The organism is Streptosporangium sp. NPDC000239, from assembly GCF_040300765.1.
Classification (GTDB): domain Bacteria; phylum Actinomycetota; class Actinomycetes; order Streptosporangiales; family Streptosporangiaceae; genus Streptosporangium.
The window spans coordinates 838378-863566 of record NZ_JBEPEI010000001.1; the positions used below are offsets into that span (position 1 = coordinate 838378).

Below are 25189 nucleotides of genomic sequence, written 5' to 3' on the forward strand. Positions count from 1 at the left end.
CGGCGCGCCGTACCCGGTGAACGGACTCAGCGCAGGCTCTTGAGGTGGGTCACGACCGGGCTGTAGGCGGCTTCGAGCTCCCGCAGCTGGTCGTCGGTCAGCAGGTCGATGAAGTGCTGCCGTACGCTGGCCACGTGATGCGGGGCGACCTGCTGGATCGTGGCCCAGCCGTGCTCGGTGAGCACCGCGAAGGTGCCGCGCCTGTCGTCGACGCAGGTCTCCCTGGCGACCAGTCCGGCCGCCTCCATCCGGGAGATCTGGTGGGACAGGCGGCTGCGGGACTGGATCGTGGCGTCGGCGAGGTCGCTCATGCGCATCCGGTGGCCCGGGCTCTCCGAGAGGTTGACCAGGATCTCGTAGTCGTTCACCGAAAGCCCGAAGGTCTGCAGGTCACGATCGAGGCGGTGCTCAAGTAGTTTGTGCGCGGCCAGATGAGCACGCCAGGCCCGCTGCTCCATCGTGGAGAGCCAGCGGGGCTCCTCGTCGTTCACTGCTGCTATCACCCGTTCCTCGCTCGTCGTGCTGGAGGCCGCCACGGGTTGGCCGTTTCGCCCGCCGTGCCGTGATCGCTCCTGGCTCATAGAGCAGAACTTACCTCAGACGGTGGTTACGACCTCCTCGTAGGTCAGGCGGGGAAGGCGGTCGAACCAGGCGTCAGGGCCGGGCCTGCCGATGTTGACGACCGCCAGCACGGTGTGGGCCTCGTCGAGGAACTCCTTGTCGACGCCGGCGGCGTCGTAGCCCGCCATCGGGCCCGCGGCGAGACCCGCCGCGCGTACGCCCAGGATGAAGTAGCCGACCTGCAGCGCCGCGTTGAACGTCGCGGTGCGGGAGCGCAGCGCCTCGTCGGCGGCGAAGGCGTCCCTGGCCTGCGGCCGGTGCGGGAAGACCTTGGGCAACTCCTCGTGGAAGTCGAGGTCGGCGGCGAGGATGGCGACCAGCGGGGCGGCCGCGGTCTTGGCCTGGTTGCCCGGCGCCATCAGGCGGACCAGGCGTTCCCGGGCCTGCGGCGAGCGCACCAGGACGACTCGCAGCGGCTGCTGGTTCATCGCGGTGGGGGCGTACTTGACCAGGTCGTAGATCGCTCGCACCTGTTCGTCGCTCACCGGTTCCGTGGTGAAGGTGTTGGCCGTACGGGCCTCACGGAAGAGCAGGTCCTGGGCCTCGGGAGAGAGCACGAGCGACATGTTTCACCCCTTGTGGGTTATATGCACGGTTTCTAGCGTTCTCTGCCGTCAACATAGGTGAAGATTCAACTATTCCACGGTGGGCAGGAGACGTGCGTCACGACCGGACGGCGGGGAGGAGGTGAAGAGTGGAGGACAAGCAGGAGAGCCTCGGCACGGTGATCGTCGCGGGGCTGGCCAACCTCGCCATCGCCGTGGCCAAGCTGGTGGCGGGACTGGTCAGCGGCTCCTCGGCGATGCTGTCCGAGGCCGCGCACTCGGCCGCGGACACGGTCACCGAGGTCCTGCTGTTCATCGCGGTGCGCAGGGCCGGACGCCCCGCGGACGCCCGCCACCCCTTCGGGTACGGCATGGCGGGCTTCTTCTGGGCGCTCATGGCCGCCTTCGCCACCCTCATCGGCGGAGCCGGGTTCTCGATCACCCATGGCGTGCACGAGATCGCCCACGGCGAGGAACTGGCCGACCTGAGGCTCTCCTACCTGGTCCTGGCGATCGCCTTCGTCGTCGAGGGGATCTCCCTCCTCAAGGCCCTGTCGCAGGTGCGCGGGCAGGCCAGGAGACTGCGGGTCAGCCCGGGGCGCTACGTCGCCAGGACCCCGGACACCGCGCTCAAGGCCGTCGTCTTCGAGGACGCCGCCGCGCTGGTCGGCCTGCTGATCGCCGCGGCCGGACTGCTCGGCTACCAGGTGACCGGATCCTCCCTGTGGGACGGCGCCGCCTCCGTGGTGATCGGCCTGCTGCTCCTGGGCGTGGCGCTCAACCTCATCCGCGCCAACGCCTCCCTGCTGATCGGCCAGTCGGCACCGGCACGGGTCGAGCGGGAGATCAGGGCCGAACTGCTCGCGATGCCCGAGGTCGAGGCGGTGGTCGAGCTGCTGACCATGATGCTGGGCCCCGATGAGATCATGGTCGCCGCCCGGGTGGACTTCGTCGACGAGAGCACGGCGGGCGCGCTCGAACGCGCCGCGGACCGGGTCGAGCGCACGCTCGCCGAACGCTTCCCGGCCATCTCACAGGTCTTCCTCGACCCGACTCCCGGGGAACAGGCCAAACGTGGCCGGGCGGTCGGTGACGACGCTGACCGCGACGCCTGAGGCGGTGCGCCACTCCAGCAGGTGCCTGCCCTCCCACTCCAGGCGCCGCCGTCCGTCCCCGGCGCCGTCGAGGGGAAGCGCGGACAGGTCGGCCGAGCGCAGGCCGTCGAGAGCGAGTTCCCCGCGCTTGATGAGGGCCTCCTTGCGGACCCACAGACGGATCAGCGACTCGTTGTCGGCGACCAGGGCCCTTTCTGCGGGGGACAGCGCCTGTGCCGCCAGGGACTCCTCAAACGGGCCCCCGGGCACCCGCTCGGCGTCGACGCCGATCCGCCCCGGGCCCGCCGCCGCGCACACGTACCCCCCGGTGTGGGAGAGGCTGACGCCGAGCTCGGGGAACTCCGCCAGGGACGGCCTGCCGTGCCCCGGGCCACAGCGGTCGCAGTGCTGCAGCAGCGTCAGCTCCTCCTCGGGCACTCCGGTCACCCGGGCGGCGCAGCGCCGTACCAGGAGGTGGGCGGCCACGAAGTCGCGGCGGTGGGCCTCCTTGAGGAAGCGCGCCGCCCGCTCCCGCTCCACCTCGGTGAGCAGGTCCAGCGCGGCGGGGGAGTAGATCTCGTCGGTCGGACCGGCCAGCACCAGGCAATCAGGCATCCGCCCAGACTAGGGCCCGTCCGGGCGGCGGGTCGTGGGTGCCTGGGTCAGGAGAGGAGCCCGGCCATCCACTCCTCGATCTCGTCCGGGCGGCGGGGCAGCCCGGAGGACATCAGGCGGGCGCCGTCGGCGGTGATGACGAGGTCGTCCTCGATGCGCACGCCGATGCCGCGCAGTTCGGGAGGAAGGGTCAGGTCGTCGGGCTGGAGGTAGAGGCCGGGTTCGACGGTGAGCACCTGCCCCTCCGCGAGCACGCCGTCCAGGTAGGTCTCGGCACGGGCCTTGGCGCAGTCGTGCAGATCGATACCGAGCATGTGGCCGCTGCTGCACAGCGTGTAGCGGCGGTACAGGCCGCTGCCGGGTTCCAGGGCCTCGTCGGCGCCGATCTTCAGCACTCCCCAGTCGTGCAGCCCCTCGGCGATGACCCGCATGGCCGCCATGTGGAAGTCACGGAACCTGGCGCCGGGGCGCAGGGTGGAGATCGCCGCGTCCTGCGCCTGCAGGACCAGCTCGTAGACCTGCCGCTGGACCGGGCTGAAACGGCCGGAGAGCGGCAGGGTCCTGGTGATGTCGGCGGTGTAGAGGGAGTCGGTCTCGACGCCGGCGTCCAGCAGGAGCAGGTCGTCGCCGTTCAGGGCGCCGTCGTTGCGGATCCAGTGCAGAACGCACGCGTGCGCGCCGGAGGCCACGATGCTGTCGTAGCCGACGGCGTTGCCTTCGAGACGGGAGCGGAGCCCGAAGACCCCCTCCAGGTAGCGCTCGCCGCGCCGGTGCCGCATCGCCTGGGGGAGCGCCCTGACCACGTCCTCGAAGCCGCGGACGGTCGCCTCGACGGAGAACTGGAGCTCGGCGACCTCCCACTCGTCCTTGATCAGCCGCATCTCGGACAGGAACGTCTCAAGCTCCGCGTCGCCCTCGTGCGGGGAGACCAGGGCGTCGACGGAGGCGTCGATCCCGCGCAGCACCCTGGCGGGCCCGGTGAGCGCTTCGCCGAGGCGATCGATCGGCGCGCAGTCGATCAGGTAGAGCGACTCGGCCTCCGCCAGGTCGGGGCGCCTGCCGACCCAGAACTCGCCGTAGCGGCGGTCGCGGTAGAACTCCTGCCCGGCCCGTCCCGGTGCCGAGCGCGGCGAACGAGGACGCAGGAACAGGGTCGCGGTCCCCGAGGGCTCGACGACCAGGACGTCGTCCGGCTCCTGGTCCCCGGTCAGGTAGGCGAAGGCGCTGTGCGCCCTGAACCGGTAGTCGGTGTCGTTGCTGCGGACCTTGAGCGTGCCGGACGGGATGACCAGCCGCTCGCCCGGAAAGCGCGCGGCCAGTGCGGCACGGCGCTTGGCGGTGTAGGCGGCCTGCGGCAGCGCGGCCAGGTCGTCCCGGTGGGTGTCGGCCCAGCCCGTGCCCATGAACGCGGCGAGGGCCTCGGAGACCGGTAGGTCGTGGCTGCCGGTGTTGAGCTTGTCGGTCATCGTTTCCCCGTGGTGAGATTGTGGTATTTCACACGTTACTAATCTGAGGCGGGACGCGCATCCCACCACCATGTGTGACATAACGGTCGCAGGGGCCGCCCTGCTCATGCTTAGGGCGCACCCGGCCAGGGCAAAACCCAGGGATACCCCAGCCACGCCGAACCGAGGTGGTTTCCATGCTGATTGGGAAGATTCTGCAGGCCAAGGGCTCCGTGGTGACGACCGTCCGCCCCGACGCGACGGTAACAGACCTGCTCGGGCTGCTCGCCGAGCACAACATCGGCGCCGCGGTGGTGTCCGAGGACGGTTTCTCGATCGTCGGCATCGTGTCCGAGCGTGACATCGTACGGCGGCTGCACGAGCACGGGCCCGGCGTGCTGGGAGCCCCGGTCTCCTCCATCATGACCACCGAGGTCCGTACCTGCTCGCCGGACGCCAACGCCGACGACCTGCGCCAGACCATGACGACACACCGCATCCGGCACGTCCCGGTGGTCACCGACGGGCGGCTCACCGGGATCGTCAGCATCGGCGACGTGGTCAAGAGCTCCATCGAGACGCTGGAGACCGAGCGGGCCCACCTCGTCGACTATCTCCACCGCTGACCCTCTCCGGGTGGGGTCCCGGTGCGGACCCCACCCGGACCGCTATCGCACGATCACCTTGCCGGTCTCGACGGTCAGGCCCTTGACCTGCGGTGTCGAGGTTCCCGTCGTCACCGTCCCGGTTCCCGGGCTGACCCCCCTGACCTTCAACGTGTAGGTCAGGCTCCCGCCCGGGGCCCCGGGCACACTGGTGACCCGCAGGTCCCCGGTGGGCGGCCCCGAGATCCGGCCGCCCGCCGTACCGTCGGCGTTCTCCGCGCCCACGGTCAGGCCCAGGTCCCCGGACGGGGCGCCGGGCGGTCTGTCCGGATCGTAGGTGTAGGTGATGTCCTCGGTGCCGTTGAGCCCGACCCACTGCTGGAACACCTTGGTGTCCGGGGTGCCGCGGACCTTGAGCCGCCATTCGATCACCAGCCACTTGCTGGGGCCGTCGGCCAGCGTGCCGACGTAGACGCCGGGCGCGTCGGTGCCGTCCAGATCGGTCCAGTAGGGGGCGATCACGTTGTTCGGCGCCGCCGGGTCGGGCAGTGACTGCGGGACGGGACTGATGTCGGCCGGATCCGAGGTGCCGCCCGCGACCGTGTAGCCGTTGGAGACGACGCCGATCCTGGTGTAGGTCCTGCCCGCGTAGGTGAACGCCGGGACGGTGAAGTTCAGCGCCTGCTCGTCGCCGATCGGCGTCGGCTTGACCCCGAAGGCGTCCAGCGGGAGGTACGGCGCGGGCCCGGTGCCGGGCGCGACGTCCGGCCTGTCGGGCTGCCTGGGGGCCAGGGTCGCCCTGGTCGTGGCCAGCTGCGAGCCGATCTTGACGGCGCCGGTCACGCCGTTCAGCCTGAGCCTGCCGTCCAGCGTGCTGACCGCCGTCACCTCGGTCTTGTCGAAGGTGTCGTTGCGCACGGTGACCGTGCAGGTCGCCTCCTCGGTGCCGCGCCGGATCACCGAGGGAGCGCAGTTCTGCTCGACCGGGACGGCCCCCTGCCTGCGGAGGAACGCCACGGGAAGGTGCAGGTCACGGCTACCGCCGATCTCCTTGAGGTCCACCCGGCCGAAGTACTGCCCGTCCGGCAGCTCGGGCGCGGCGATCACGACGCTGACCTTCGCGCTCCTGCCCGGACCGACGCTGAGGATCGGCGGCAGCACCGTGACGCTCGCCCCGTTCACCGTCGTGCCGGTGGCCCGGTAGAGGAGGGTCCTGTTCGTGACGTTGGTGACCGTCCGCCTGACCGTGAGGACACCCGGCATGACCGGGGCGTTCACCGAGGGCAGGTTCAGGTCGACGCGGTTCAGCTCGTCGGCCGCCGAGGCGGCGAAGTTCCGTGCGCTCTCGCTCAGGGTCAGGCCGGGATCGCCCGCCCTGGTCAGGTCGACACGGCCGCCGCCGACGTCGAAGGGGTCGGCCGGGGTGAGGCGGTCCTGCTTGGTGACCGTGGTCTTCGCCGTGGTCACCAGGGCCGACTTGACCTGTCCCGGAGTCCAGTCCGGGTGCAGCGCGAACAGCAGGGCCGCCGCGCCCGCCACGTGCGGCGCCGCCATCGAGGAGCCCGACATGACCTGGTACAGGTTGCCGGGCGGGCCGCCGGACGGGCTTTCCAGGACCGGCGTCTGCCCGGCCAGGATGTGCAGGCCGGGCGCGCCGACGTCGGGCTTGAGGAAGTCGCCGCCGGGGCCGCGCGAGGAGAAGGAGGTCATCACGTCGCCCTGCGCGGCGGCCTTGGCGCCCTGGGTGAACGTCGCGGTCGCCCCCGGGTTCGCGGACAGGAAGGCCAGCATCGCGTCGGCCTCCGGCTTGCCGAGGTGGATCGCCGGGAGCCAGTGGTTGTCGGCCATCGGGTCGAGCGGCCTGGCGTCGTAGACGATCAGGCCCGCGGCGCCGCCCTGCCGTACGTTGTGGCCCTTGAGAATCCGGTCGCCCGCGCTGTCACAGGCGACGATCTTCCCGGTGAACAGGCCCGCGGGCGCGGGCGCCGAGCAGGAGGCGTTCGAGTATGGCGCCGCGGAGGCGAGCACCACCGGCAGCGGGGAGGCGACACCCGTCGTGACGGACAGGCCCTTCAGCGTCGCGCTCGCCCCGTCCGCGCCCGCCAGCGTGATCGCCGACTGGAACGTACGGCTCTGCGTCGAGGCCGCGACCGTGGTCACCCACGGGCCTGTGTGGTTGACGGTCCCCGCCTTCGGCCCCGTGTTGCCCGCGGAGGCCGCGACGAACACTCCCGCCGCGTAGGCGTCGAGGAAGGCAAGTTCGACCGGGTCGCTGTAGGGGGAGGCGCCGCCCGAGACGGAGTAGTTGATCACCTGGACGCCGTCGAGGATCGCCCGGCCGACGGCCTGCGCGGCGTCGGAGGGGAAGCAGCCCTGCTGCCCGCAGACCTTGTAGACCGACACGTGCGCGGCGGGGGCGACGCCGTGCAGCGGGCCCCGGTCGACACCGAGCAGGGTGGCGCCGGAGACCGGGCCGCCTGCGGCGGTGGTCGCGGTGTGCGTGCCGTGGCCGTTCGAGTCACGGGCACTGTCCGGGTACGTCTCCCCCGGATAGGCGGAGTTGTAGGTCTCCAGGAAGGGCGCACCGCCGATCAGCTTGCGGTTGCAGGTGAACGGGTCGGTCCGCGGGGTCAGCGGGTTGTCGCCGAAGGCGCAGGCACGCGGAGTCCCGTCCTTGGTAGGGGGAACCGCGGGCAGCGTGCCGGGGTCGGCGAACTGGGGGTGTTCCGGCCAGGCGCCGGAGTCGAGGACGCCGACGACGACGCCCTTGCCCGAGGAGGAGGCGCCGCCGAGCCTGCCGTAGACCGTGGGCGCCCCGATGAAGGAGGCGCTCGAGTCGGTCAGGAGTTGCTCCGGTTTGTCCTCCTGCACGGCGGCGACCCCGGGGAGCCGGGCGACCAGGGCCGCCTTACTGGCCGGGATGCGCAGCGCGATCCCGCCGTAGACGGTCCGCAGCCGCTGTCCGGCCTTGGCGCCGGGGACCTCTCTGGCCAGCGCGGTCAGGAAGTCGTCCTCGACCCGCTCGATGTGCCCGGTGTACCTCCTGGCCTCGGCGCCGCGGACGTCGAGGGCCCTTCCCGTCTCGGCGGGGCTCGTCGCGGGCAGGCCGTCGAGCCCGCCCCGGTAGGCGGCGTAGGAGTCGTAGTCGAGTTTGACCATCACGTTGACGGTCGCGTCGGAGGTGGAGCGCAGCAGCGCCTGGTCGCTCCTGGCGATCCTGCCGGTCTCGGACCTGGCGCCCTGCATCGGCTCGCCGCCGGTCAGCGGGGTCACCGTCCACTTCCCCCGGCCGGGAGGAGAGGGAGCCGGGTCCGCGTGAGCCGGCGGGATCATGATCGCGACGAGCCCGGCGCCCGCGACGGCCGCGACCAGGCGCCGGGTCCGTGGCGAGGGGGACGTGCTTGACAACTGGGGACCTCCTTGGGGGACGCGTGAGCGTGTCACACCGCAAGGAGGCGCCCGGTCACCCGCCGCGTCCGGGCGCGGTTGAGGAGGCCTCGGCTCTCCCCGCTGGGTGACGAGGGAACGGCCGCCCGATATGGGCGGCTGATCATGAATGGGAGCCTAGCTAGAGCCCCTTTGTTTGCCTAGATACGGAAATTTCGGCAATCATCGAGATAGCTGGCCCGGTCCCGGGTGGGCTCGTCCGCGAGCACGTGCGATGAGAGGCTGGAACCGTGAAACTGAAGCTGGACCTCCACCCGATCTTCAACCGCGGCGGTGAGATCGACCGGGCACTGCGGGACATCATCGACGAGGCCATCAGGAAGCGGGCGACCGAGGTCGAGATCATCCCCGGCAAGGGGTCAGGTCAGCTCAAGAAGAAGGTCCTGCGTTTCCTCGAACAGAAGGAGATCAAGGCCCTCTACCACCGCATCGACAAGGACTCCAAGAACCACGGCCGCCTGTTCGTCTACTTCAGGCACAAGTAGACCCGCCGGCTGTGACGCCGCCTTCGGCGCGCTCACCCAAGCCTGGCCGGGCGCTGCGCCGGGCCAGGCAGGACGGCCTGCGCCACCTCGGGCCGGACGGCACCTGACCACATCGGCCGGATCACCGCCGACCGGCCGTACTTCTCCGGCAGGCATCGCCGTGCCCGCCTACGCGGACTCGGCGAACACGCGGACGCCCGGCTGAAGAGCTGGAGGATTCTCAAGCTACGCCGCGGCCCCGGCAAGACCGGTCACCTCTGCGAGGCCGTCGCCGTCCTCCAGAGTCACGGAGGCGCGCGGACCACCCGAGGACGGGAAGGACTCACCGTTGTGAGACCGTGCCGGGGCTCCAGGAGCGGGTGCTGAGGACGAGGCGGTAGCCGTCAGGGTCGGTGAGGGTGGCGCCGTGGGCGTCCCAGTAGGGGCTGTGGGCGGGAACACGGACGCCTCCCGCGGACAGGAGCCGGTCGAGCAGGGCCTGGCCGACGGGGGCGGCCAGGTCGAGGGAGGGGCGCGCGATGCGGATCCGGATGGAGGCGTCGATCGTCATCGGCGCTCGTCCGTTCCGGCGATCTTGGCGGTGGTGACGGCGACGCGGTTCCAGGTGTTGACGGTGAGGATGACGGCGAGCACGTGGGCCAACTCGGCCTCTTCGAACCGGGCGGCGGCTTCGGCGTAGACCTCGTCGGGGACGCCGGCGTCGGCGATCAGGGTGACCGCTTCGGTCAGGGCCAGCGCGGCCTGTTCCCTGGAGGAGAAGAAGTGCTTCGCCTCGCGCCAGACCCCGATCATGTGGAGACGAAGGTCGTCCTCACCGGCCTTGCGGGCGTCGGTGACGTGCATGTGCAGGCAGTAGGCGCAGCCGTTGAGCTGGGAGGAACGGATCTGGATCAGCTCGGCCAGGGCGGGGTCGAGGCCGTCGCGGGCGGCGGCGTCGAAGCCGATCAGGGATCTGAACGCCTTCGGGGCGGCGGCGGCGAAGTTGAGGCGGGGCGCGGTGTCCGTCATGCGCACTAACCTAGGGAGTTGATAGACCGCTCAGGAGGTGCATTCCACTGTCGGAATCTTGGGTCAATTCGGCGGAGCGCATCGGTTCTGACCTGCATCTTGAGCTGGACGGAACCGGATCACGGCGAGCCGCTCTCGGGCGGGCGCTGCGGGCGGCGATCCAGGACGGGCGGCTCGCCCCGGGGGTGCGGCTGCCTCCTTATCGATCGCTCGCGGTCGACCTCGGAATCGCCAGGAACACGGTCGCCGACACCTACGCCGAACTGGTCGCCGAGGGCTGGCTGACCGCGAGGCAGGGCTCGGGAACCCGGGTCGCCGAACGCGCGGCTCCCGCGAAGACGGCGCGGGTGCCGAGGAGGCCGCGGGCCGTGCCCGCCGCCCCGGCGCACAACCTGTCGCAGGGGCAGCCGGACGCGTCGTCGTTCCCCAGGAACGCCTGGTCCGCCTCGACCCGCCGTGCTCTCGCCGCCGCGCCGAACGACGCGTTCGGGCCGGGTGATCCCCAGGGGCGGATCGAGTTGCGCACCGCGCTCGTCGACTATCTGGCCCGTGCCCGTGGGGTGCGGGCCGTTCCGGAACGCATCGTGATCTGCGCCGGTTTCGCCGACGCGCTACGCCTGCTGTTCGGCGGTGGCGTGCTGCGCGGCCCGCTGGCCGTCGAAGCGTACGGCCTGGCGTTCCACCGTTCCCTGCTGGCCGCCGACGGGGTCAGGACGGTGGCGCTCGGCTTGGACGACCACGGCACCAGAACCGAGGACCTGGCCGGGCGACGGGGTGTCCGCTCGGTGCTGCTCACCCCCGCCCACCAGTTCCCCATCGGCGGTCCGCTCACCCCGGCACGCCGCAACATCGCCGTCGACTGGGCACGCGAGCGCGGCGGCGTCGTGATCGAGGACGACTACGACGGCGAGTTCCGGTACGACCGGGAACCGGTGGGCGCGGTCCAGGCGCTCGATCCCGAGCACGTCCTGTACGTCGGTTCGACGAGCAAGAGCATCTCGCCCGCCCTCCGGCTCGGCTGGATGGTGCTCCCCGAACGTCTGGTCGACCCGGTCCTGGCGGTGAAGGGCCAGCGCGAACGCTGGACCGGCGTCGTGGACCAGCTCACCTTCGCCGACCTGATCGTCTCCGGCGCCTACGACCGCCACATCCGCCACATGCGCCAGCGTTACCGGGAACGCCGCAACCGGCTGGTGGAGGCCCTCGCCGGTCAGGCTCCGCACATCGAGGTGGCCGGCATCGCCGCGGGCCTGCACGCCGTCCTGCGCCTGCCGTACGGCACCGAGGCCGCCACCTTGAGGGCCGCCGCCTGGCGCGGTGTGTCCCTGGACGGCCTGGCCGGATTCCGGCACCCCGACACCCCCGCCGACCTTGAGGGCCTCGTCGTCGGCTACGCGACCCCGTCCGACCACGCCTACGCCGCCGCCCTCGCCGCCCTCTGCGAGATCCTTCCACCCGCCCCGTGAACCGCAGGGACGGCGAAAGCCCCGTCCGGGGACGGGGCGGTGACCGGGCTCTCAGCGAGGGCCGCGGAGCCGGAGGGCGAGGAGGGCGGTGAGGGCGATGCCCGCGACGGCGATGGTGACGGCGGTCTGGAGGCCGCCGGTGACGGCGGTGGGGGAGGGGGCGGCCGGAGAGAGGGTGACGGCGACGATCGCGGCGCCCCCGCCGCCGAGTAGGAGGAAGCCGCCGAAGGCCACCGCGTAGGCGCTGATCACCCACTGCAGGCTCTGGGCGGAGAAGCCGAGATCCGAGCCGATCTCGGGCGGCGCCACGTACACGATGTTGTAGTCGATCGAGACGATCAGCTGTGCGAACGCCAGCAGCGCCAGGGTGAGGCCCGGCCGCGATACCGGGTGCGGTCAGAGCGGTCATGATGGAGTCCCTCTTCGCGGAGGGGCTTCAGCGCCGGGCGAGTTCCCGCTGCCAGACGGGGCTGTCGAAGTAGTGGTTGTCGAAGCGCTCGGAGCTGTCGCGGATCTCCTGGACGGAGGCTTCGCCGTGGTGGACGCGCTCAAGCAGCCGGTAGTAGTCGAACCGGTCCATCCCGGGCGTGAAGACGACGAGCATCTCGGCCTCGGACCCCGCCGACGGGGCGAACGCGTGCGGAACGGTCGGCGGAACGGTGAGGAAGTCGCCCTGGCCGAGGGTCACGACCGTGTCGTTCAGCAGGATCCGCATCGAACCGCGCAGGACGTAGAACATCTCCGTGGCCCGGGTGTGGAAATGCGCGGGCGCACCCGGCGACCCCTTCAGGAACGTCGCCTTGTTGGCGGTCAGCGCACCGCCGGTTTCCCCGGAGTCGGCAAGCAGGGTGATCAGGCTGCTCGCGCCGTCCCGCAGGGCCTCGGCTTCGAGGGACCGGACGAGAACGGGCTGGTCAGCGGTGGCGAAGTTCATGATCTCTCCGATGTTCGGTGATACCGCAGGAACGTTTCTCCGTGGCGGCACAACCGAATCTAGGGCCCGAAAAGACCCATCGCATGGTTCATTTTGGCTATGAGAACATGGGTCAATCTACGTCCGGTCCCTCTGTGCGGACCCTGCGGAGGGGAGCGCGGCGGAGCCGTCCCGGGCGCAGGCCGAGCACGAACACGCCGGGACCGCCCCCGTACGGGGGCGGTCCTTCTCGGACGCCGGGCCGTTTGCGGGCCGTTCGGGGCGGGCCGGTGATGACGGTCGAACAGCGGGTCCGGCGTGCGGGGTAGAGGTGGTCGAAGAGGGGTGCCGCTTCGGGCACAAGCGGGCCCGGTCCGCCTCGCGGAGGTGCCGTGTGGCGGGGGCCGAGGCGTCCACGGCCAGAGCCGGGAAGGTTCCGTGCCGGACGCTCGTACGGTGGTCCTTTCCCGGCCTGTGCGGTCCACGGGTCCTTGATTTTGATCTACATTGTAAAGGGGCGGGCCCCGGCGCCGGAGACACCGAAGCCCGATTGGAGATCGTCAGGCGTGGGGGCGTTCGTCGACCAGGGGGATCAGTTTGCCGGTTCTGGGGTTGGTGGCCAGGTCCGCGGGCCGTACCCACTCGATGCTCAGGGGGTGGACGAACCCCTTGGCCGCGTACTCGGGGTACATCGGGCGGGCCTCGTGCACGGCCTCGATGAAGTGCCTGGTCAGGGCCTCGGACGGTTCCTCGGTGTAGGCGAGACGGAGCACCAGGCCGTCCTTGTTGTCCCAGCGGCGCTGTACCAGCTGCATCCCGGCCAGCACCCGGTCGGTGTCGGCCGCGACGATCACCTCGCGGACGTCCTCGGTGCGCATCGTCACCATCGCCACCCTGGCGCCCTCCGTCGTCCTGCCGACCAGCCGGAACCGGCGGCACTCGTCGTCGATCCACTCGGCCCGGTCGCCGACCGGGTAGCGGATGATCGGCATCAGGGTCCGGAACAGGTTGGTGACGAGCACCCGGCCGGGCACGCCGGGGGTGGTGATCGGTTCGCCGGTCACCTCGTCGACCAGCTCGACCAGCGTCCTGTTGGGAAAGGCCTCGTGCACCCGCACGTCGTCACCGACGACCGGGGCGCCGACCAGCCCGGCGTCGACGGAGGCGTACCCGAGCGAGGCGATCACCGCCCGGGGGAAGGCCTTGGCCAGGTGCGGGCGCAGGTCGTCGAAGAGGAGGTCGCCGCCGAACAGCAGCAGTTCGACCGACTCGGCCGTCAGCCCCCTGGCGTTCATCGCGTCGGCGACCCCGCTGAGCTTCATCGGCGGTCCCGCCAGCACCTCGACGTCGAAGGCCGCGATCAGGTCGGCGATGTAGTCGTCCGGCGCGGAGCCCGCGACGGGCAGCCGGACGTTCTCGACAGGGGCGTGGTAGAGGGCGTTGTCGATGTAGAGGAACCCTCCGTACAGTTCGCCGGCGAAGAACAGGTTCGCCACCCGGTGACCGGGTCTCAGGCCCGACCTGACCATGCCCGCCCCGAAGGCGCTGACCGAGTCGGTGTGCTCGGTACGGGTCCACGGGGAGAACTTCGGCGCGCCGGTCGTGCCGCCGGAGGTGTAGACCCCGGCGTCGGTCAGCGGCCCGGTCAGCAGCCGGTTGTCCGGCCAGGTGTTCGCGGCCCAGAAGGCCGTCTGGTCGATGATCGGCAGCAGGGTGAGGTCCTCGGTGCCGTGCGGTACGTCACGGTAGAGGTCGGCGTAGAAGGGGGAGTTGCGCCGGGCGAAGTCGATCAGGTCGCGCAGCGGTTTGGCGGGCATGTGCCGCTCCTTCCGGGAGAGGGGTTCAGATCAGGGCGTGGGCCAGGCTGGGGATTCGGGCCAGCACCCGGCGGCGGTAGAACCACCAGTTCGTGGCCAGGAACACGCCGTAGGCGGCCAGGAACAGGTAGAGCGCGACGTCCACGGAGCCGGTCCGCGAGAGGGAGACGGCGAAACCGCGCGGGATGAGGAAGCCGCCGAAGGCGCCGACCGCGGAGGCGATGCCGATGGCGGCCGCGGCCTCCCGCCTGGCGCGCAGCCGGGCCTGCTCGCGTTCCACGCCGTCGGCGACGTCACGTTCCGCCTGGGCGGTGAAGATCGCCGGGATCATGCGGTAGGTGGAGCCGTTGCCCGTCCCCGAGGCGACGAACAGCACCATGAACGCGCCGAGGAAGAGCGGGAAGCTGCGCGTGCCGAGTCCGGCGAGGGCACCGGTGGCGCCGGCGGCCATGGCGGTGAAGGACCACGCGGTGACCCTGGCCCCGCCGTGACGGTCGGCCAGCCAGCCGCCGAGGGGGCGGGCCAGTGAGCCGACCAGGGCGCCGAGGAAGGCGGAGTAGGTGGCCGCGGCCTCGGGGAAGGTCGCCTTGACCAGCAGCGGGAACGCCGCCGAGTAGCCGATGAAGGAGCCGAAGGTGCCGATGTAGAGGAAGGACATGACCCATGTGTGTCCACGGCGGAAGGCACTGCTCTGTGAGGCGAAGTCGGCCCTCACCACGGCCAGGTTGTCCATGAACAGGTAGGCGCACAGGGCCGCCGCCAGGATCGGCACCACCCACACCGCACCGGCGTTGGCCAGGCCGAAGGCCGCGACGAGCGGGACCGTCAGCTGCACCACGGCCACTCCGAGGTTGCCGCCCGCCGCGTTCACGCCCAGCGCGAAGCCCTTGCTCCGTTCCGGGTAGAAGTAGGAGACGTTGGCCATGGAGGAGGCGAAGTTCCCGCCGCCGAGCCCGGCCGTGGCCGCGGCCACGAGGAACATCCAGTACGGCGTGCGCGGGTCGGAGACCATCCAGGTCAGCAGCCCGGCGGGGACGAGCAGCAGGAGCGCGCTGGCCACGTTCCAGTTGCGCCCGCCGAAGGCCGAGACCGCGAAGGTGTACGGCAGCCGCAGTGCGGCGCCCACCAGGTTGGGCACCGCGACCAGCCAGAAGAGCTGGTCGACGTCGAAGGGGAAGCCCGCGGCGGGCAGCAGGACGACGACGGCGCTCCACAGCAGCCACACCGTGAAGCCGAGGTGCTCGACGACGATGGAGAACAGGAGGTTCCTGGTGGCGACGCGGCGTCCGGTCGCCGCCCAGAAGCCGGGGTCCTCCGGTTCCCAGTGGTCGATCCAGCGTCCGGTTCTGCGGGTCTTGGGGCGTCTGTCGTTCATGTAGGGGTTCCTGTCGTCTCGTGTGGATCGGCGAGGCGTCGTACTTTTGGCAGGCAGTCACCGCACCCCGTGCTCGCCCTGGTCGCGCGGACCAGCGCGGTCACGCCGCCGCCTGTGGCGCGGGCCGCGCGGGTCAGGTCGTCCTTGGTCACCGAGTTGCACCGGCAGATCACCGTGGAGCCGGGCAGGCGGGCGGGGTCGTCGTCGACGGCCGGTGGCGGCGTTCGTCCGAGCAGCAGGGCGAGCCGGTCGGCGGGTGCGGGCCACCCGGTGTCGTACAGCTGGGTCAGCGTCGCCCCGACGCCGGGCAGCCCGAGCACGATCGCCCCGGTCACCCGGTCGCCGTCGAGCGTCAGCTTGGCGTAGGTCCCCCTGGCGGGGTCGGCGTAGCCGAGCACCTCGGCCTCCCAGCTGTCCAGCCCGAGGTGCGAGGCGCCGAACACGGTGAGGTCGACGTCCCCGGCGCGCAGCCGGGTGACCGGAGGGCTCGCGCGGTAGCGTGCCGTGGGGCCGACGCCGGTGAGCAGGTCGGCCAGCACCGCCGCCTGATCCCAGGCGGGCCGCAGCAGGCCGGACGGCGCATCACCGGTCCGGGCGCAGTCGCCGACGGCGTGGACGTACGGGTCGGCGGTGCGCAGCCGGTCGTCGACCGGAACGCCCTCCGCCGAGCCCAGCCCGGCGGTGACGGCCAGGTCCGTCTCGGGGCGCACCCCGGTGGTCACCACCGTCAGCGCGGCCGGGACGAACGCGCCGTCCTCCAGCTTGACGCCCTCGTCCGGGTAGTGCCTGACCGCGGTCAGGCCGGTCACGACCCGTACTCCCGCCGCGTGGCACAGCCGGGCCAGGATCATCCCGGCTGTCGGGTCCAGATGGCGTTCCATCAGGTGGGGCGCGGGATGGATCAGCGTGACCCCGGCGCCGCGCCTGCCCAGCGCGAGCGCGGTCTCCACGCCGAGCACCCCGCCGCCGAGCACGGCGACCGGGACTCCGGGGCCGGTCACGGCCGCGATCCGCGCGCAGTCGTCCAGGCCGCGCAGGGTGGCCACGCCCCGCGCGGGCTCACCTCGCTCGCCGGTCAGCCCGCCGACCGGCGGCAGCCACGGCCTGCTGCCGGTCGCCAGCACCAGGGCGTCGTAGCCGATCGGAGGGCCGTCCGCGAGGTGGACCACGCGCGCCGCCCGGTCCAGCCGTACGGCGACGGCCCCGAGCAGCAGCCGGACCCGGTTGTCCCGTGCCCACTCCCGTCCGTGCAGGGCGATGCCGTCGGCGGTCATCGTGCCGTCCAGCACGCCGGGCAGCAGCACCCGGTTGTAGGCGGGACGGGACTCGGCACCCACGACGGTCAGCTCGACCAGCTCGCCCCGTGGGTCGCGTTCCCTGACCAGCTCGGCCAATCGGGCTCCGGCCATGCCGTAACCGACGACCACCACCCTGCGGGGACTCACGACCCCTCCTCGTGGGCGGGGATCTCACGGGCGGAGGATTCACGGGCGGAGGATTCACGGGCGGGGGTGAGCCGTACCGCGCACGCCTTGAACTCCGGCATCCCGCTGACGGGGTCGAGCGCCGGGTTGCTGATCAGGTTGGCCCGGCCCGCGCCGGGGAAGTGGAACGGCACGAACACCGTGTCCGGCCTGATCCCCGGCGCGCAGCGCACCTCGGCCTCGACCGCGCCCCGCCGTGAGACGACACGGGCCAGGTCGCCGTCGGCCAGCCCGGCCCGCCGGGCCGTGTCGGGATGCACCTCCACGTACGGCGCGGGCGCCACTCTGACCAGTTCGGCGACCCGGCGGGTCTGCGCGCCGGACTGGTAGTGCGCGAGCGTCCGGCCGGTCGTGGCGACCAGCGGGTAGACGGCGTCGGGGGACTCGGCGGGTCCCCGGTGCTCGACGGGTGTGAAGCGCGCCCGGCGGTCGGGGTGGGCGAAGCCGTCCAGGAACAGGCGGGGCGTTCCCGGATGGCCGGGTTCCGGGCAGGGCCAGTGCGGTGTCTCGCCGGCTCGCAGCCGCCGGTGGCTGAGCCCCGAGTAGTCCGCCGCGCCGCCGCGGGAGGCCAGGGCGAGTTCCGCGAACACCTCCTCGGGATCGTCGGGGAAGCGCTCGGCGGGCTGCCCGAGCCGTACGGCGAGCTCCCGCAGGACGGTCAGGTCTCCGCGGACCCCCTCGGGGGGAGGTACGGCCCTGCGCCGCAGCAGCACCCTCCCCTCCAGGTTCGTCATCGTGCCCTCCTCCTCGGCCCACTGGGTGACCGGCAGCACCACGTCGGCCAGCAGCGCGGTCTCCGACGGGACGACGTCGGCGACGACCAGCAGGTCGAGGGCGGCGAGCCTGCGTGTCACGTGCGCGGCGTGGGGCGCCGAGACCACGGGGTTGCTGCCGAACAGCAGCAGAGCCCTCGGCCCGGTCGAGGTGCCCAGCGCGTCCAGCAGCTCGTAGGCGGAGCGGCCGGGACCGGGAAGCTCCTCGGGGGCGACGCCCCACACGGAGGCCACGTGCCGGCGCGCCGCCTCGTCGTCGAGGCGCCGGTAACCCGGCAGCTGGTCGGCCTTCTGCCCGTGCTCACGGCCACCCTGCCCGTTGCCCTGCCCGGTCAGGCAGCCGTAGCCGGAGCCCGTACGCCCCGGCAGCCCGAGGGCGAGTGCCAGGTTGATCCAGCCGGAGACGGTGTCCACGCCGTTGGAGTGCTGTTCGGTTCCCCGGCCGGTCAGGACGTAGGCGTTACTCGCCCCGGCGAGCAGTTCGACGGCGGCCCGCTGGTCGGCGCCCGCGACCCCGGTGACCCGTTCTGCCTCCTCGGGACGCCAGCGCGCGGCGACGCGCCACGCCTCGGCGAACCCGCCGGTCCGCGCGCCGACGTAGTCGTGCCGCAGGTGCCCCCCGGCGACCGCCGCGTGCAGCATGCCGAGCGCCAGCGCCAGGTCCGTGCCCGGCCTGGGCGCCAGGTGCAGCGAGGCCAGTTCGGCCGTCGCGGTGCGCCGGGGGTCGACCACGACGAGACCGCCGTGGTCCCTGGCCCGGCGCAGATGCCGGACGAACGGCGGCATCGTCTCGGCGACGTTGGCCCCGACCAGCATGACCGTCTCCGCCTCCCGCAGGTCGGTGACCGGGAACGGCAGCCCCCGGTCGAGGCCGAAGGCCCGGATGCCCGCCGCCGCGGCCGACGACATGCAGAACCGGCCGTTGTAGTCGATCTGCGAGGTGCGCAGGGCGACCCTGGCGAACTTGCCGAGCAGGTAGGCCTTCTCGTTGGTGAGGCCGCCACCGCCGAAGACGGCGACCGCGTCCGGCCCGTGCCGTTCACGCAGTTCCCGCAGCCGCCCGGCGATCAGGTCGAGGGCCTCCGGCCAGGTCGCGGGCCGGAGCGGCTCGTCCCTGCGGCGGCGGACGAGCGGGTGGGTGAGCCGGTCGGGGGTGTCGAGCAGCTCCGCCGCCGTCCACCCCTTCTGGCACAGGGCGCCCTCGTTCACCGGGAAGTCCCTGGGGCCGACCCGCGCGCCCGCCGGTGGGAGCGGAGTCAGGGTCATCCCGCACTGCAACGCGCAGTAGGGGCAGTGCGTCCCGGTGCTCGTGCTCATCACGACACTCCACCGGGCCTGCCGGAGACCGTCACGCTCTGGCCGCGGAACTCCGCGACGATCTCGCCGCAGGGGCGCCGCACGGTCACGTCGTAGACGCCCTGCCTGCCGTACCTGGTGCGTTCGACGGCCTCGGCGAGCAGTTCCTCACCGGCCTCGGCCGGGCGCAGGAACGTGATCTGCGCGCTCTGCGCCAGCGTGACCGGGCCGCGGGCGTTGCCGGCGTAGGCGAAGGCGGCGTCGGCCAGCAGGAACAGGTAGCCGCCGTGGGCCAGGCCGTGGCCGTTCAGCATGTCCTCGGAGATCCGCATCCGCAGCCGGGCCCTTCCCACGGAGACCTCCTCGACGGTGATGCCCAGGGAGCGGCACACGGCGTCTCCGGCGCCGCCCCCACAGCTGCCCCCACCGTTGGCCGCGCCGTTCACCGGGCCGCCCCGTCGGAGCCGGAGACCCAGGTCCCGGCCAGTTTCTGCACGGCGGAGCCGTCCGGGTCGGCGAGTTTGTGCGACAGGTAGGCGGTGACCCAGTCGCTGGTGGGGATGCGGAACGGCGGCGCCTCGGCGGTCAGCGCACGCACCACGACCTCGGCCACCTCCCAGCGGGACTGGCCCGCCCCCTCCCACCCCTGGCCGGTCACCCAGGCCAGGTAGTCGGAGAAGGTCTCCGCGTACGGTCCCGAGGCGGCGCGGACGGTCTCCCTGTTGACGCCGGGGAAGATCCCGAACCGGGTGCCGGGCACGAAGCCGGGCACGACCACGCCGACGCGGACCCCGTGCCGGGCGGCGACCGGGGCCAGGCTCTCCATGAAGCCCTCGACGGCCGCCTTGGCCGCCGCGTAGGCCTCGTTGAAGGGCTGTCCGACGACGCCGTGCACGCTGCCGACGGTCAGCAGGCGGCCCCGGCTGGCGCGCAGCAGCGGCATCGCGACCCGGCTGACGGCGACGACGCCGAAGAAGTTCACCTCCAGGTTGGCCCGCAGGGCCTCCAGGGTGGACATCTCCATGGTGGGGTCGAAGTTGGAGATCCCGGCGTTGTTGACCAGGGCGTCGAGGCGTCCGTGGGTCAGCCGTACCTCCCGCAGGCAGGTGTCGACGGAGCCGGCGTCGGTGACGTCGAGGCGCCGCACGTCCAGGGTGACCCCGGCCTGGCCGGCCGCCTCGCGCAACTCGTCCGCCCGGCCCGGGTCGCGCATCGTGGCGACCACGGTGAACCCGGCCCGCGCCGCGCTCACCGCGGTCGCCAGGCCGATGCCCGAGGAGGTTCCCGTGACCAGCAGGACTCCGCGCCGGGGCGTCACGACGCGCTCCCGGACAGCTGAGGCTCCTCCTGCTGTTCGGCGGCGGCCCGGTCGAGCAGCGCCTGGACGCCGGAGGCGGGCACGAAGGAGAGCGCGGCCAGCAGCGTGCCGCCGACCATGACGGCCTTGGCGGCGTTGAGCACGCCCAGGTCGCCGGTGAGCAGGGTGACCGCCAGTCCGCCCACGAGCGCGGCCAGCGGGATGACCCCCCACGTCGCGGTGCGGAAGGCCGCGTGTGTGACGCCCTGGTTGTCGGCCGTCATCCGCGACTGGCGGATCGGGGCGCTGCAGACGTTGATGCACGACATGAAGAAGCCGTAGCAGCCGAACGTCACCCCGATGACGGGCGCGGCGGGCAGCGCGGGTGCGGCGAGGATGCCCAGGCCGACCAGGCAGTGCAGCAGGAGCGCCCAGGCCAGCGTACGGCCGAGGCCGAGCCGGGCGCCGATCCTGGGCGCGACGAGCGCGCCGAGGACCGCGCCCACCGCCGCGGCCGACATCGCCGCCCCGAACACGCCGACCGGGACGCCGAGGCCCTGGTAGGCCAGCACCGGCAGCACCGTGACGAAGATGGGGCCGCCCGAGTTCAGCGTCACCGCGGCGATCACCACCCGGCGCAGCACCGGGTCGGTCCAGTTGAGCCGGAATCCCAGGACCAGCCGTGACCAGATGGAGCCGTGCTGGACGGTTCCCGCCCCCCAGGGCCGCATGGTGCGGAAGCAGGCGGCCGAGACCAGGTAGCTGGCGGCGTCCACGAGCAACGCGGCCACCCCGAGCGCGTGGTACAGGCCGGCGGCGATCGACGGGCCCGCGACCTCGGAGACGGTCCTGCTGCCCTCAAGCCGGGAGTAGGCCCTGACCAGCTTGTCCTCGGGGACGGTGGTGGGCACCGCGACGAGGTAGCCGACGTTGAAGAAGATCGTCGCCCCGCTGACCAGCGCCACGCAGACGAACAGCACCGGGGTGGACAGCACGCCGAGCCAGTAGGTGACGGGCATGGCCGCCACGGCGGCCAGCCGTACGAGGTCACAGGCGACCAGGGTCCTGCGCCGGTCCCAGCGGTCGACGAGTACGCCCGCGACCGGCCCGAGCAGGGGGATGCCGAGGTACTGCGCCATGGCGACCACGCCGACCTCGAACGGCGAGGCGTGCAACGCGAAGATCATCAGGGTGGGGACGACGAACACCGTGATGCGGTCACCGACGAGGCTGATCGTCTGGCCGCCCCAGAACAGGTTGAACTCCCGGCCGAGAGAGGTCCTCGGCCTCACGGCTCCTCCCGCACCACGAAGGAGGCGGTCTTGCCGGTGCGTTCGTTGCCGACCAGCGCGTCGGCGACCGTGACCCGGAAGGACCCCGGGTCGTGCTGGAAGGCGGTGCTGATGGTGAAGGTCGAGGACATGAGGTCCTCTCGCAGCCGTACGGCCAGGCCCTCGGGAGCGTTCGGGGCGGTGAGCAGCAGCACCTCGACGGAGGAGACCCGGCCCCGCCGCTCGTTGACCAGGACCTGCGCCCGCAGGACGCCGGGCTCCCGTTCCGCCCGCGCGACGATGTCGTCCACGTGGAGCCCGAGTCCGCGCACCTGGACCACCGAGTCACGGCGGCCCAGGACGCGCAGCGCCCGGTCGGGCCTGCCGCACTCGCACGTCGTGAACCGTCCGGCGTCGCCGGTCCGGTAGCGAAGCACCGGGTTGAGCATGTCCGGGTTGAGGGTGGTGAAGTCCAGCAGTTCGTCCTGGTCCACGTGGACGAGCTGTTCGGGCAGCAGGTGGAAGACGTCCGCCGGGCAGTCGGGGGTGTTGGTGCCCGCGACCCAGGTCTCGGTGCTGCCGAACATGCCCCAGCGGCGCGCGTCCGGCGCGACCTCGGCGAGGTCCTCGTCGAGCTGCGGGTGCCAGGCCTCGCCGAGCCAGAGCACCTTGCGCAGCGCGGGCAGGCGGATTCCGGCCTGCCTGGCGTGCGCGAACCACAGCCGCAGCACGCTCGGGGTGCCGCCGAACGCGCTCACGCCCCTGGCGGCGAAGAACGACAGCCAGTCGCCGTACTCCGGCGCGGAGACCGAGCCGAGCGCGATGACCTCGCAGCCGGACAGGTCGGCGAAGGCGGCGGCCAGGAAGTGGGCGCCCCACATCCGGCCCGCGCCCCAGCCGTTGACGAAGACGTCGTCGCGCCCGAGCGGTCGCCACTGCTCGTGGACGCCGCGCATGTAGAACCCGGTCGGAGCGTGGCCGACCTTGGGCTCTCCGGTGCTGCCGCCGCTCTGGAAGAGCCAGGTCGCGCCGTGCTCCGCCCGGGGCCTCAGGTGCGCCAGGGCCACGTTGAGGTCGTCCTTGACCAGCGGGGGCAGCGCGGCGAGGTCGTCGAGGGTGAGCACCTTGCCGTGGCCGGCGTAGCGCGGCGCCAGCGCGGGCACGTCCCTGAGCCGTTCCAGGGAGCGTCGTGCGACGTCGAGGCGGGGCTCGGCGGCCTCCGGCGGCAGGGAGAACGATTCGGTCATGTCGTCACCGGCTTTCGTGGGTCGTCGAGGAGTCCCGCGTCATCCAGCGGGTGTGGGCGTCCCGGTAGGCAGTCCAGCGCGCCCGGGTGACGTCCCGCTGCACCGCCCGGCCCGGGTCGCCGAAGTCGGGGGCGATCACCCCGTCGGGTTCGAGCTCGGAGAACCAGAACCGTTCGCCGTCGTGGAGGAAGTCGACGCAGAAGAACGGGATGGGCAGTTTGCGGTGGAAGTAGGCCGTCGCCTCCGCCAGTTCGGGCGGGACGGGCGCGAACTCCATCGCGCCGCCCCGGCTGGCGTTGGCGACCGGCGACCCGGCCTCCGGGGTCCGCTTCAGCACCGCGTACGGCCTGCCGTCCACGACGTAGACCCGGTAGTCGACCGTGCCGTCGCCGAGGTAGGGCTGGAGCACGAGGGTGGTGTCGCCGCCCTGCGCCAGGCTGGCCAGGCCTCTGACGTCCTCGGGGCCGCGGGCCAGGTTGACCCCGCCGCCGCCGCACCACCCGGCGGGCTTGACGATGGCCGGGTAGGTGAGGCCGTCCAGCGCCACCTCGTACAGGTGTTTGCCCACGTCCCGTCCGCTGCCGACGCGGATCGTGGGGATCGGCGGGATGGGGGAGTCGTGCAGGTGCAGGACGGTGGCGAGCTTGTCGTTGGCGATCGGGGACAGCCACGGCGGGAACGGCAGGTAGAAGCCGGCCTGTTCGAGCACGGCGTACAGGCCGTACTGGTTGAACACGTCCATGTCCTGGTAGGGCAGCGAGTACAGCGCGGTGATGAAGAGCGTGTCCTGCGGGGTGACGAGCTCGTCGTCCACGTAGACGCGTGGCTTGCCGGGTTCGAGGCCGTCCACGGTCACCGCCTCGGGGGCGTGCCTGGTCCAGGTCAGGCCGAGCTCCTCGGCCACCTCGGCGTACATGTCCCAGAAGTAGTGGCGCCACATGGCGCCGGTCCTGGACGACTCCCGGTCGGGGAAGATCCAGCACATACGACGCAGTGTGCTCTCGGGGGGCAGGGTCATCGTCGTCCCTCTCCTCGGGTCCACCAGAGGCGGCCCGGCTCGGGCAAGGTGTCGATCGGGTCGTAGAAGGGGAAGCGGTCTCCCGGGGCGGAGGGTCCGTCCCGGCCGGGGCCGACCCCGTGGTTGCCGGTCCAGTGGGAGACGCCGCGTTCCCGGTCGTACTCGGCGACCTGGTGCACCCAGCGTTTGCCGACGTACGGCACGTCGCACACGATCCGTGGCGTCGCGTAGCCGGGCAGGTAGCCCATGAGGGACTCCTGGAGGCGCTGCGCCTGGTGCAGCGGCGTCCGCCAGTGCTCGGCGTTGGGGATCATGTCGCAGAGGTAGAAGTAGTACGGCAGGATGCCCGCCTCGCCCTGCAGGGCGAAGCACAGGTCGAGCAGGTCGGCCTGGGTGGCGTTCACCCCGCGCAGCAGCACGCCCTGGTTGCGCACGTCCCGCACACCCGCGTCGAGCAGGGCGCGGGCCGCCTCGGCCACCAGCGGTGTCACCGAGCGCACGTGGTTGGCGTGGGTGTGCACGGCCAGGTTCACCCCGCGGGCACGGGCGACGGCGGACACCCGGCCGACTCCCTCGACCACGTCCGGCCGCAGCCAGTGCTGTGGCAGGCCGACCAGCGCCTTGGTCGCCAGCCGGATGTCCCGTACGGACTCCAGCTCGAGCAGCCGCAGCAGGAACGCCTCAAGCCGGGGCCAGGGCACGTTGGCCACGTCACCGCCGGAGACCACCACGTCCCGCACGCCGGGGGTGCGCTTGAGGTAGTCCAGCATCAGCTCCTGCCGGTCGACCGGCCTGAGGGCGAGGCCGGCCTTGACGACCTGCGGGGTCGAGGTGCCGACCAGGTCCATCCGGGTGCAGTGCCCGCAGTACTGCGGGCAGGTGGACAGCAGCTCGGCCAGCACCTTGGTCGGGTAGCGGTGGGTCAGGCCCTCCACGGCCCACATCTCCGCCTCGTGCAGTGAGTCGCGCCGCGCGAGCGGGTGGCTCGGCCACTCGGGGTGGCGGTCGGAGCAGACCGGCAGCATGTAGCGGCGGACCGGGTCGGCCAGGAACGCCTCGGTGAAGGAGGCGGGGCCGGTCACGGCGTCCGGCGCCATCACGTTGAGCAACTGCGGGGTGAGCAGCGTCGGCATGGTCGCGAACCGTTGCGCGTCGGCGGCCAGGTCGGCGTAGAAGGACTCCTGGAGCAGGTCGCCGACGACCGCGCGCAGCTGCGCGGCGTTCTTCACGCAGTGGGCACGCTGCCACTGGGCGTCGCGCCACAGGTCGTCGCCGACGCCGCGCCAGCCGGGCAGCCGCCGCCAGTCGGGTTCCACGAGGGGCCGCCGCGTGTAGACGTACGGCCGGGAGGCCTCGCCGTTCATGCG

Annotated in this window: 23 protein-coding genes; 4 read left to right on the forward strand and 19 right to left on the reverse strand. The window is 72.1% G+C overall.

Features of this window, described 5'->3' with window-relative positions:
* Positions 1 to 26: 26 nt before the first annotated feature.
* Together ABT340_RS03835 and ABT340_RS03840 are read right to left on the reverse strand one after the other, a co-directional pair.
* Positions 27 to 581, reverse strand: a complete 555-nt coding sequence (locus ABT340_RS03835; protein ID WP_352009104.1) for a MarR family winged helix-turn-helix transcriptional regulator — start codon at positions 579 to 581, stop codon at positions 27 to 29.
* Between the two features lie 15 nt (positions 582 to 596).
* Positions 597 to 1187 (reverse strand): malonic semialdehyde reductase, encoded by a 591-nt coding sequence (locus ABT340_RS03840; protein WP_352009105.1) that lies wholly within the window; start codon positions 1185 to 1187, stop codon positions 597 to 599.
* A 128-nt stretch (positions 1188 to 1315) separates the two neighbouring features.
* Here ABT340_RS03840 and ABT340_RS03845 point away from each other — a divergent pair, with 128 nt between their 5' ends.
* On the forward strand, positions 1316 to 2281 hold the full coding sequence (locus ABT340_RS03845; RefSeq protein WP_352009106.1) for a cation diffusion facilitator family transporter: 966 nt from the start codon (positions 1316 to 1318) through the stop codon (positions 2279 to 2281).
* Here the strand turns inward: ABT340_RS03845 and ABT340_RS03850 are convergent.
* Together ABT340_RS03850 and ABT340_RS03855 are read right to left on the reverse strand one after the other, a co-directional pair.
* Entirely contained in the window at positions 2198 to 2875 is a 678-nt protein-coding gene (locus ABT340_RS03850) for a 4'-phosphopantetheinyl transferase superfamily protein (protein ID WP_352009107.1), read from the reverse strand. The genes ABT340_RS03845 and ABT340_RS03850 overlap by 84 nt on opposite strands.
* Before the next feature lie 47 nt (positions 2876 to 2922).
* A complete protein-coding gene (locus ABT340_RS03855) occupies positions 2923 to 4341 on the reverse strand; it encodes an aminopeptidase P family protein (protein ID WP_352009108.1) in 1419 nt (472 codons plus the stop codon).
* 176 nt (positions 4342 to 4517) lie between these two features.
* On the opposite strand from ABT340_RS03855, the gene ABT340_RS03860 reads away from it, so the two are divergent.
* Positions 4518 to 4946, forward strand: a complete 429-nt coding sequence (locus tag ABT340_RS03860) for a CBS domain-containing protein (protein ID WP_352009109.1) — start codon at positions 4518 to 4520, stop codon at positions 4944 to 4946.
* A gap of 42 nt (positions 4947 to 4988) precedes the next feature.
* Here the strand turns inward: ABT340_RS03860 and ABT340_RS03865 are convergent, their stop codons facing one another.
* Positions 4989 to 8333 carry a S8 family serine peptidase gene (locus ABT340_RS03865; protein WP_352009110.1) on the reverse strand — a complete coding sequence of 1115 codons (3345 nt, stop codon included), beginning with the start codon at positions 8331 to 8333 and terminating at the stop codon, positions 4989 to 4991.
* A gap of 269 nt (positions 8334 to 8602) precedes the next feature.
* Here ABT340_RS03865 and ABT340_RS03870 point away from each other — a divergent pair, with 269 nt between their 5' ends.
* Complete coding sequence (locus tag ABT340_RS03870) at positions 8603 to 8857, forward strand: Smr/MutS family protein (RefSeq protein WP_184714345.1); 255 nt, start codon at positions 8603 to 8605, stop codon at positions 8855 to 8857.
* A gap of 322 nt (positions 8858 to 9179) precedes the next feature.
* Here the strand turns inward: ABT340_RS03870 and ABT340_RS03875 are convergent, their stop codons facing one another.
* Positions 9180 to 9407 carry a VOC family protein gene (locus ABT340_RS03875; RefSeq protein WP_352009111.1) on the reverse strand — a complete coding sequence of 76 codons (228 nt, stop codon included), beginning with the start codon at positions 9405 to 9407 and terminating at the stop codon, positions 9180 to 9182.
* The gene (locus tag ABT340_RS03880) at positions 9404 to 9865 is read right to left on the reverse strand and encodes a carboxymuconolactone decarboxylase family protein (protein ID WP_352009112.1); all 462 of its coding nucleotides are present in this window, start codon (positions 9863 to 9865) and stop codon (positions 9404 to 9406) included. Before ABT340_RS03880 ends, ABT340_RS03875 begins: the two co-directional genes overlap by 4 nt.
* A 104-nt stretch (positions 9866 to 9969) precedes the next feature.
* Between ABT340_RS03880 and pdxR the strand changes: the two genes are divergently transcribed.
* Positions 9970 to 11331, forward strand: a complete 1362-nt coding sequence (gene pdxR / locus ABT340_RS03885) for a MocR-like pyridoxine biosynthesis transcription factor PdxR (RefSeq protein WP_502992427.1) — start codon at positions 9970 to 9972, stop codon at positions 11329 to 11331.
* A 51-nt stretch (positions 11332 to 11382) separates the two neighbouring features.
* On the opposite strand, the gene ABT340_RS03890 is transcribed toward pdxR, so the two are convergent.
* The 12 genes from ABT340_RS03890 to ABT340_RS03945 form a co-directional block, all read right to left on the reverse strand.
* Positions 11383 to 11640, reverse strand: a complete 258-nt coding sequence (locus tag ABT340_RS03890; protein ID WP_352009113.1) for a hypothetical protein — start codon at positions 11638 to 11640, stop codon at positions 11383 to 11385.
* Between the two features lie 127 nt (positions 11641 to 11767).
* Complete coding sequence (locus ABT340_RS03895) at positions 11768 to 12265, reverse strand: cupin domain-containing protein (RefSeq protein WP_352009114.1); 498 nt, start codon at positions 12263 to 12265, stop codon at positions 11768 to 11770.
* A gap of 539 nt (positions 12266 to 12804) precedes the next feature.
* Positions 12805 to 14061 (reverse strand): phenylacetate--CoA ligase family protein, encoded by a 1257-nt coding sequence (locus ABT340_RS03900; RefSeq protein WP_352009115.1) that lies wholly within the window; start codon positions 14059 to 14061, stop codon positions 12805 to 12807.
* Positions 14062 to 14086: 25 nt separating this feature from the next.
* Positions 14087 to 15436, reverse strand: a complete 1350-nt coding sequence (locus ABT340_RS03905; protein WP_352009116.1) for an MFS transporter — start codon at positions 15434 to 15436, stop codon at positions 14087 to 14089.
* Positions 15433 to 16881 (reverse strand): FAD-dependent oxidoreductase, encoded by a 1449-nt coding sequence (locus ABT340_RS03910; RefSeq protein ID WP_352009117.1) that lies wholly within the window; start codon positions 16879 to 16881, stop codon positions 15433 to 15435. The genes ABT340_RS03905 and ABT340_RS03910 overlap by 4 nt, the downstream gene beginning before the upstream one ends.
* Complete coding sequence (locus tag ABT340_RS03915) at positions 16878 to 19010, reverse strand: molybdopterin oxidoreductase family protein (RefSeq protein ID WP_352009118.1); 2133 nt, start codon at positions 19008 to 19010, stop codon at positions 16878 to 16880. The genes ABT340_RS03910 and ABT340_RS03915 overlap by 4 nt, the downstream gene beginning before the upstream one ends.
* On the reverse strand, positions 19010 to 19381 hold the full coding sequence (paaI, locus tag ABT340_RS03920; RefSeq protein ID WP_352009119.1) for a hydroxyphenylacetyl-CoA thioesterase PaaI: 372 nt from the start codon (positions 19379 to 19381) through the stop codon (positions 19010 to 19012). Before paaI ends, ABT340_RS03915 begins: the two co-directional genes overlap by 1 nt.
* A gap of 50 nt (positions 19382 to 19431) precedes the next feature.
* A complete protein-coding gene (locus ABT340_RS03925; RefSeq protein WP_352009120.1) occupies positions 19432 to 20307 on the reverse strand; it encodes an SDR family NAD(P)-dependent oxidoreductase in 876 nt (291 codons plus the stop codon).
* Positions 20304 to 21578 (reverse strand): MFS transporter, encoded by a 1275-nt coding sequence (locus ABT340_RS03930; RefSeq protein WP_352009121.1) that lies wholly within the window; start codon positions 21576 to 21578, stop codon positions 20304 to 20306. Before ABT340_RS03930 ends, ABT340_RS03925 begins: the two co-directional genes overlap by 4 nt.
* A complete protein-coding gene (locus ABT340_RS03935) occupies positions 21575 to 22804 on the reverse strand; it encodes an AMP-binding protein (RefSeq protein WP_352009122.1) in 1230 nt (409 codons plus the stop codon). Before ABT340_RS03935 ends, ABT340_RS03930 begins: the two co-directional genes overlap by 4 nt.
* A 4-nt stretch (positions 22805 to 22808) precedes the next feature.
* A complete protein-coding gene (locus tag ABT340_RS03940; RefSeq protein ID WP_352009123.1) occupies positions 22809 to 23822 on the reverse strand; it encodes an ATP-grasp domain-containing protein in 1014 nt (337 codons plus the stop codon).
* Positions 23819 to 25186 (reverse strand): KamA family radical SAM protein, encoded by a 1368-nt coding sequence (locus ABT340_RS03945; RefSeq protein ID WP_352009124.1) that lies wholly within the window; start codon positions 25184 to 25186, stop codon positions 23819 to 23821. The genes ABT340_RS03940 and ABT340_RS03945 overlap by 4 nt, the downstream gene beginning before the upstream one ends.
* Between the last annotated feature and the right edge of the window lie 3 nt (positions 25187 to 25189).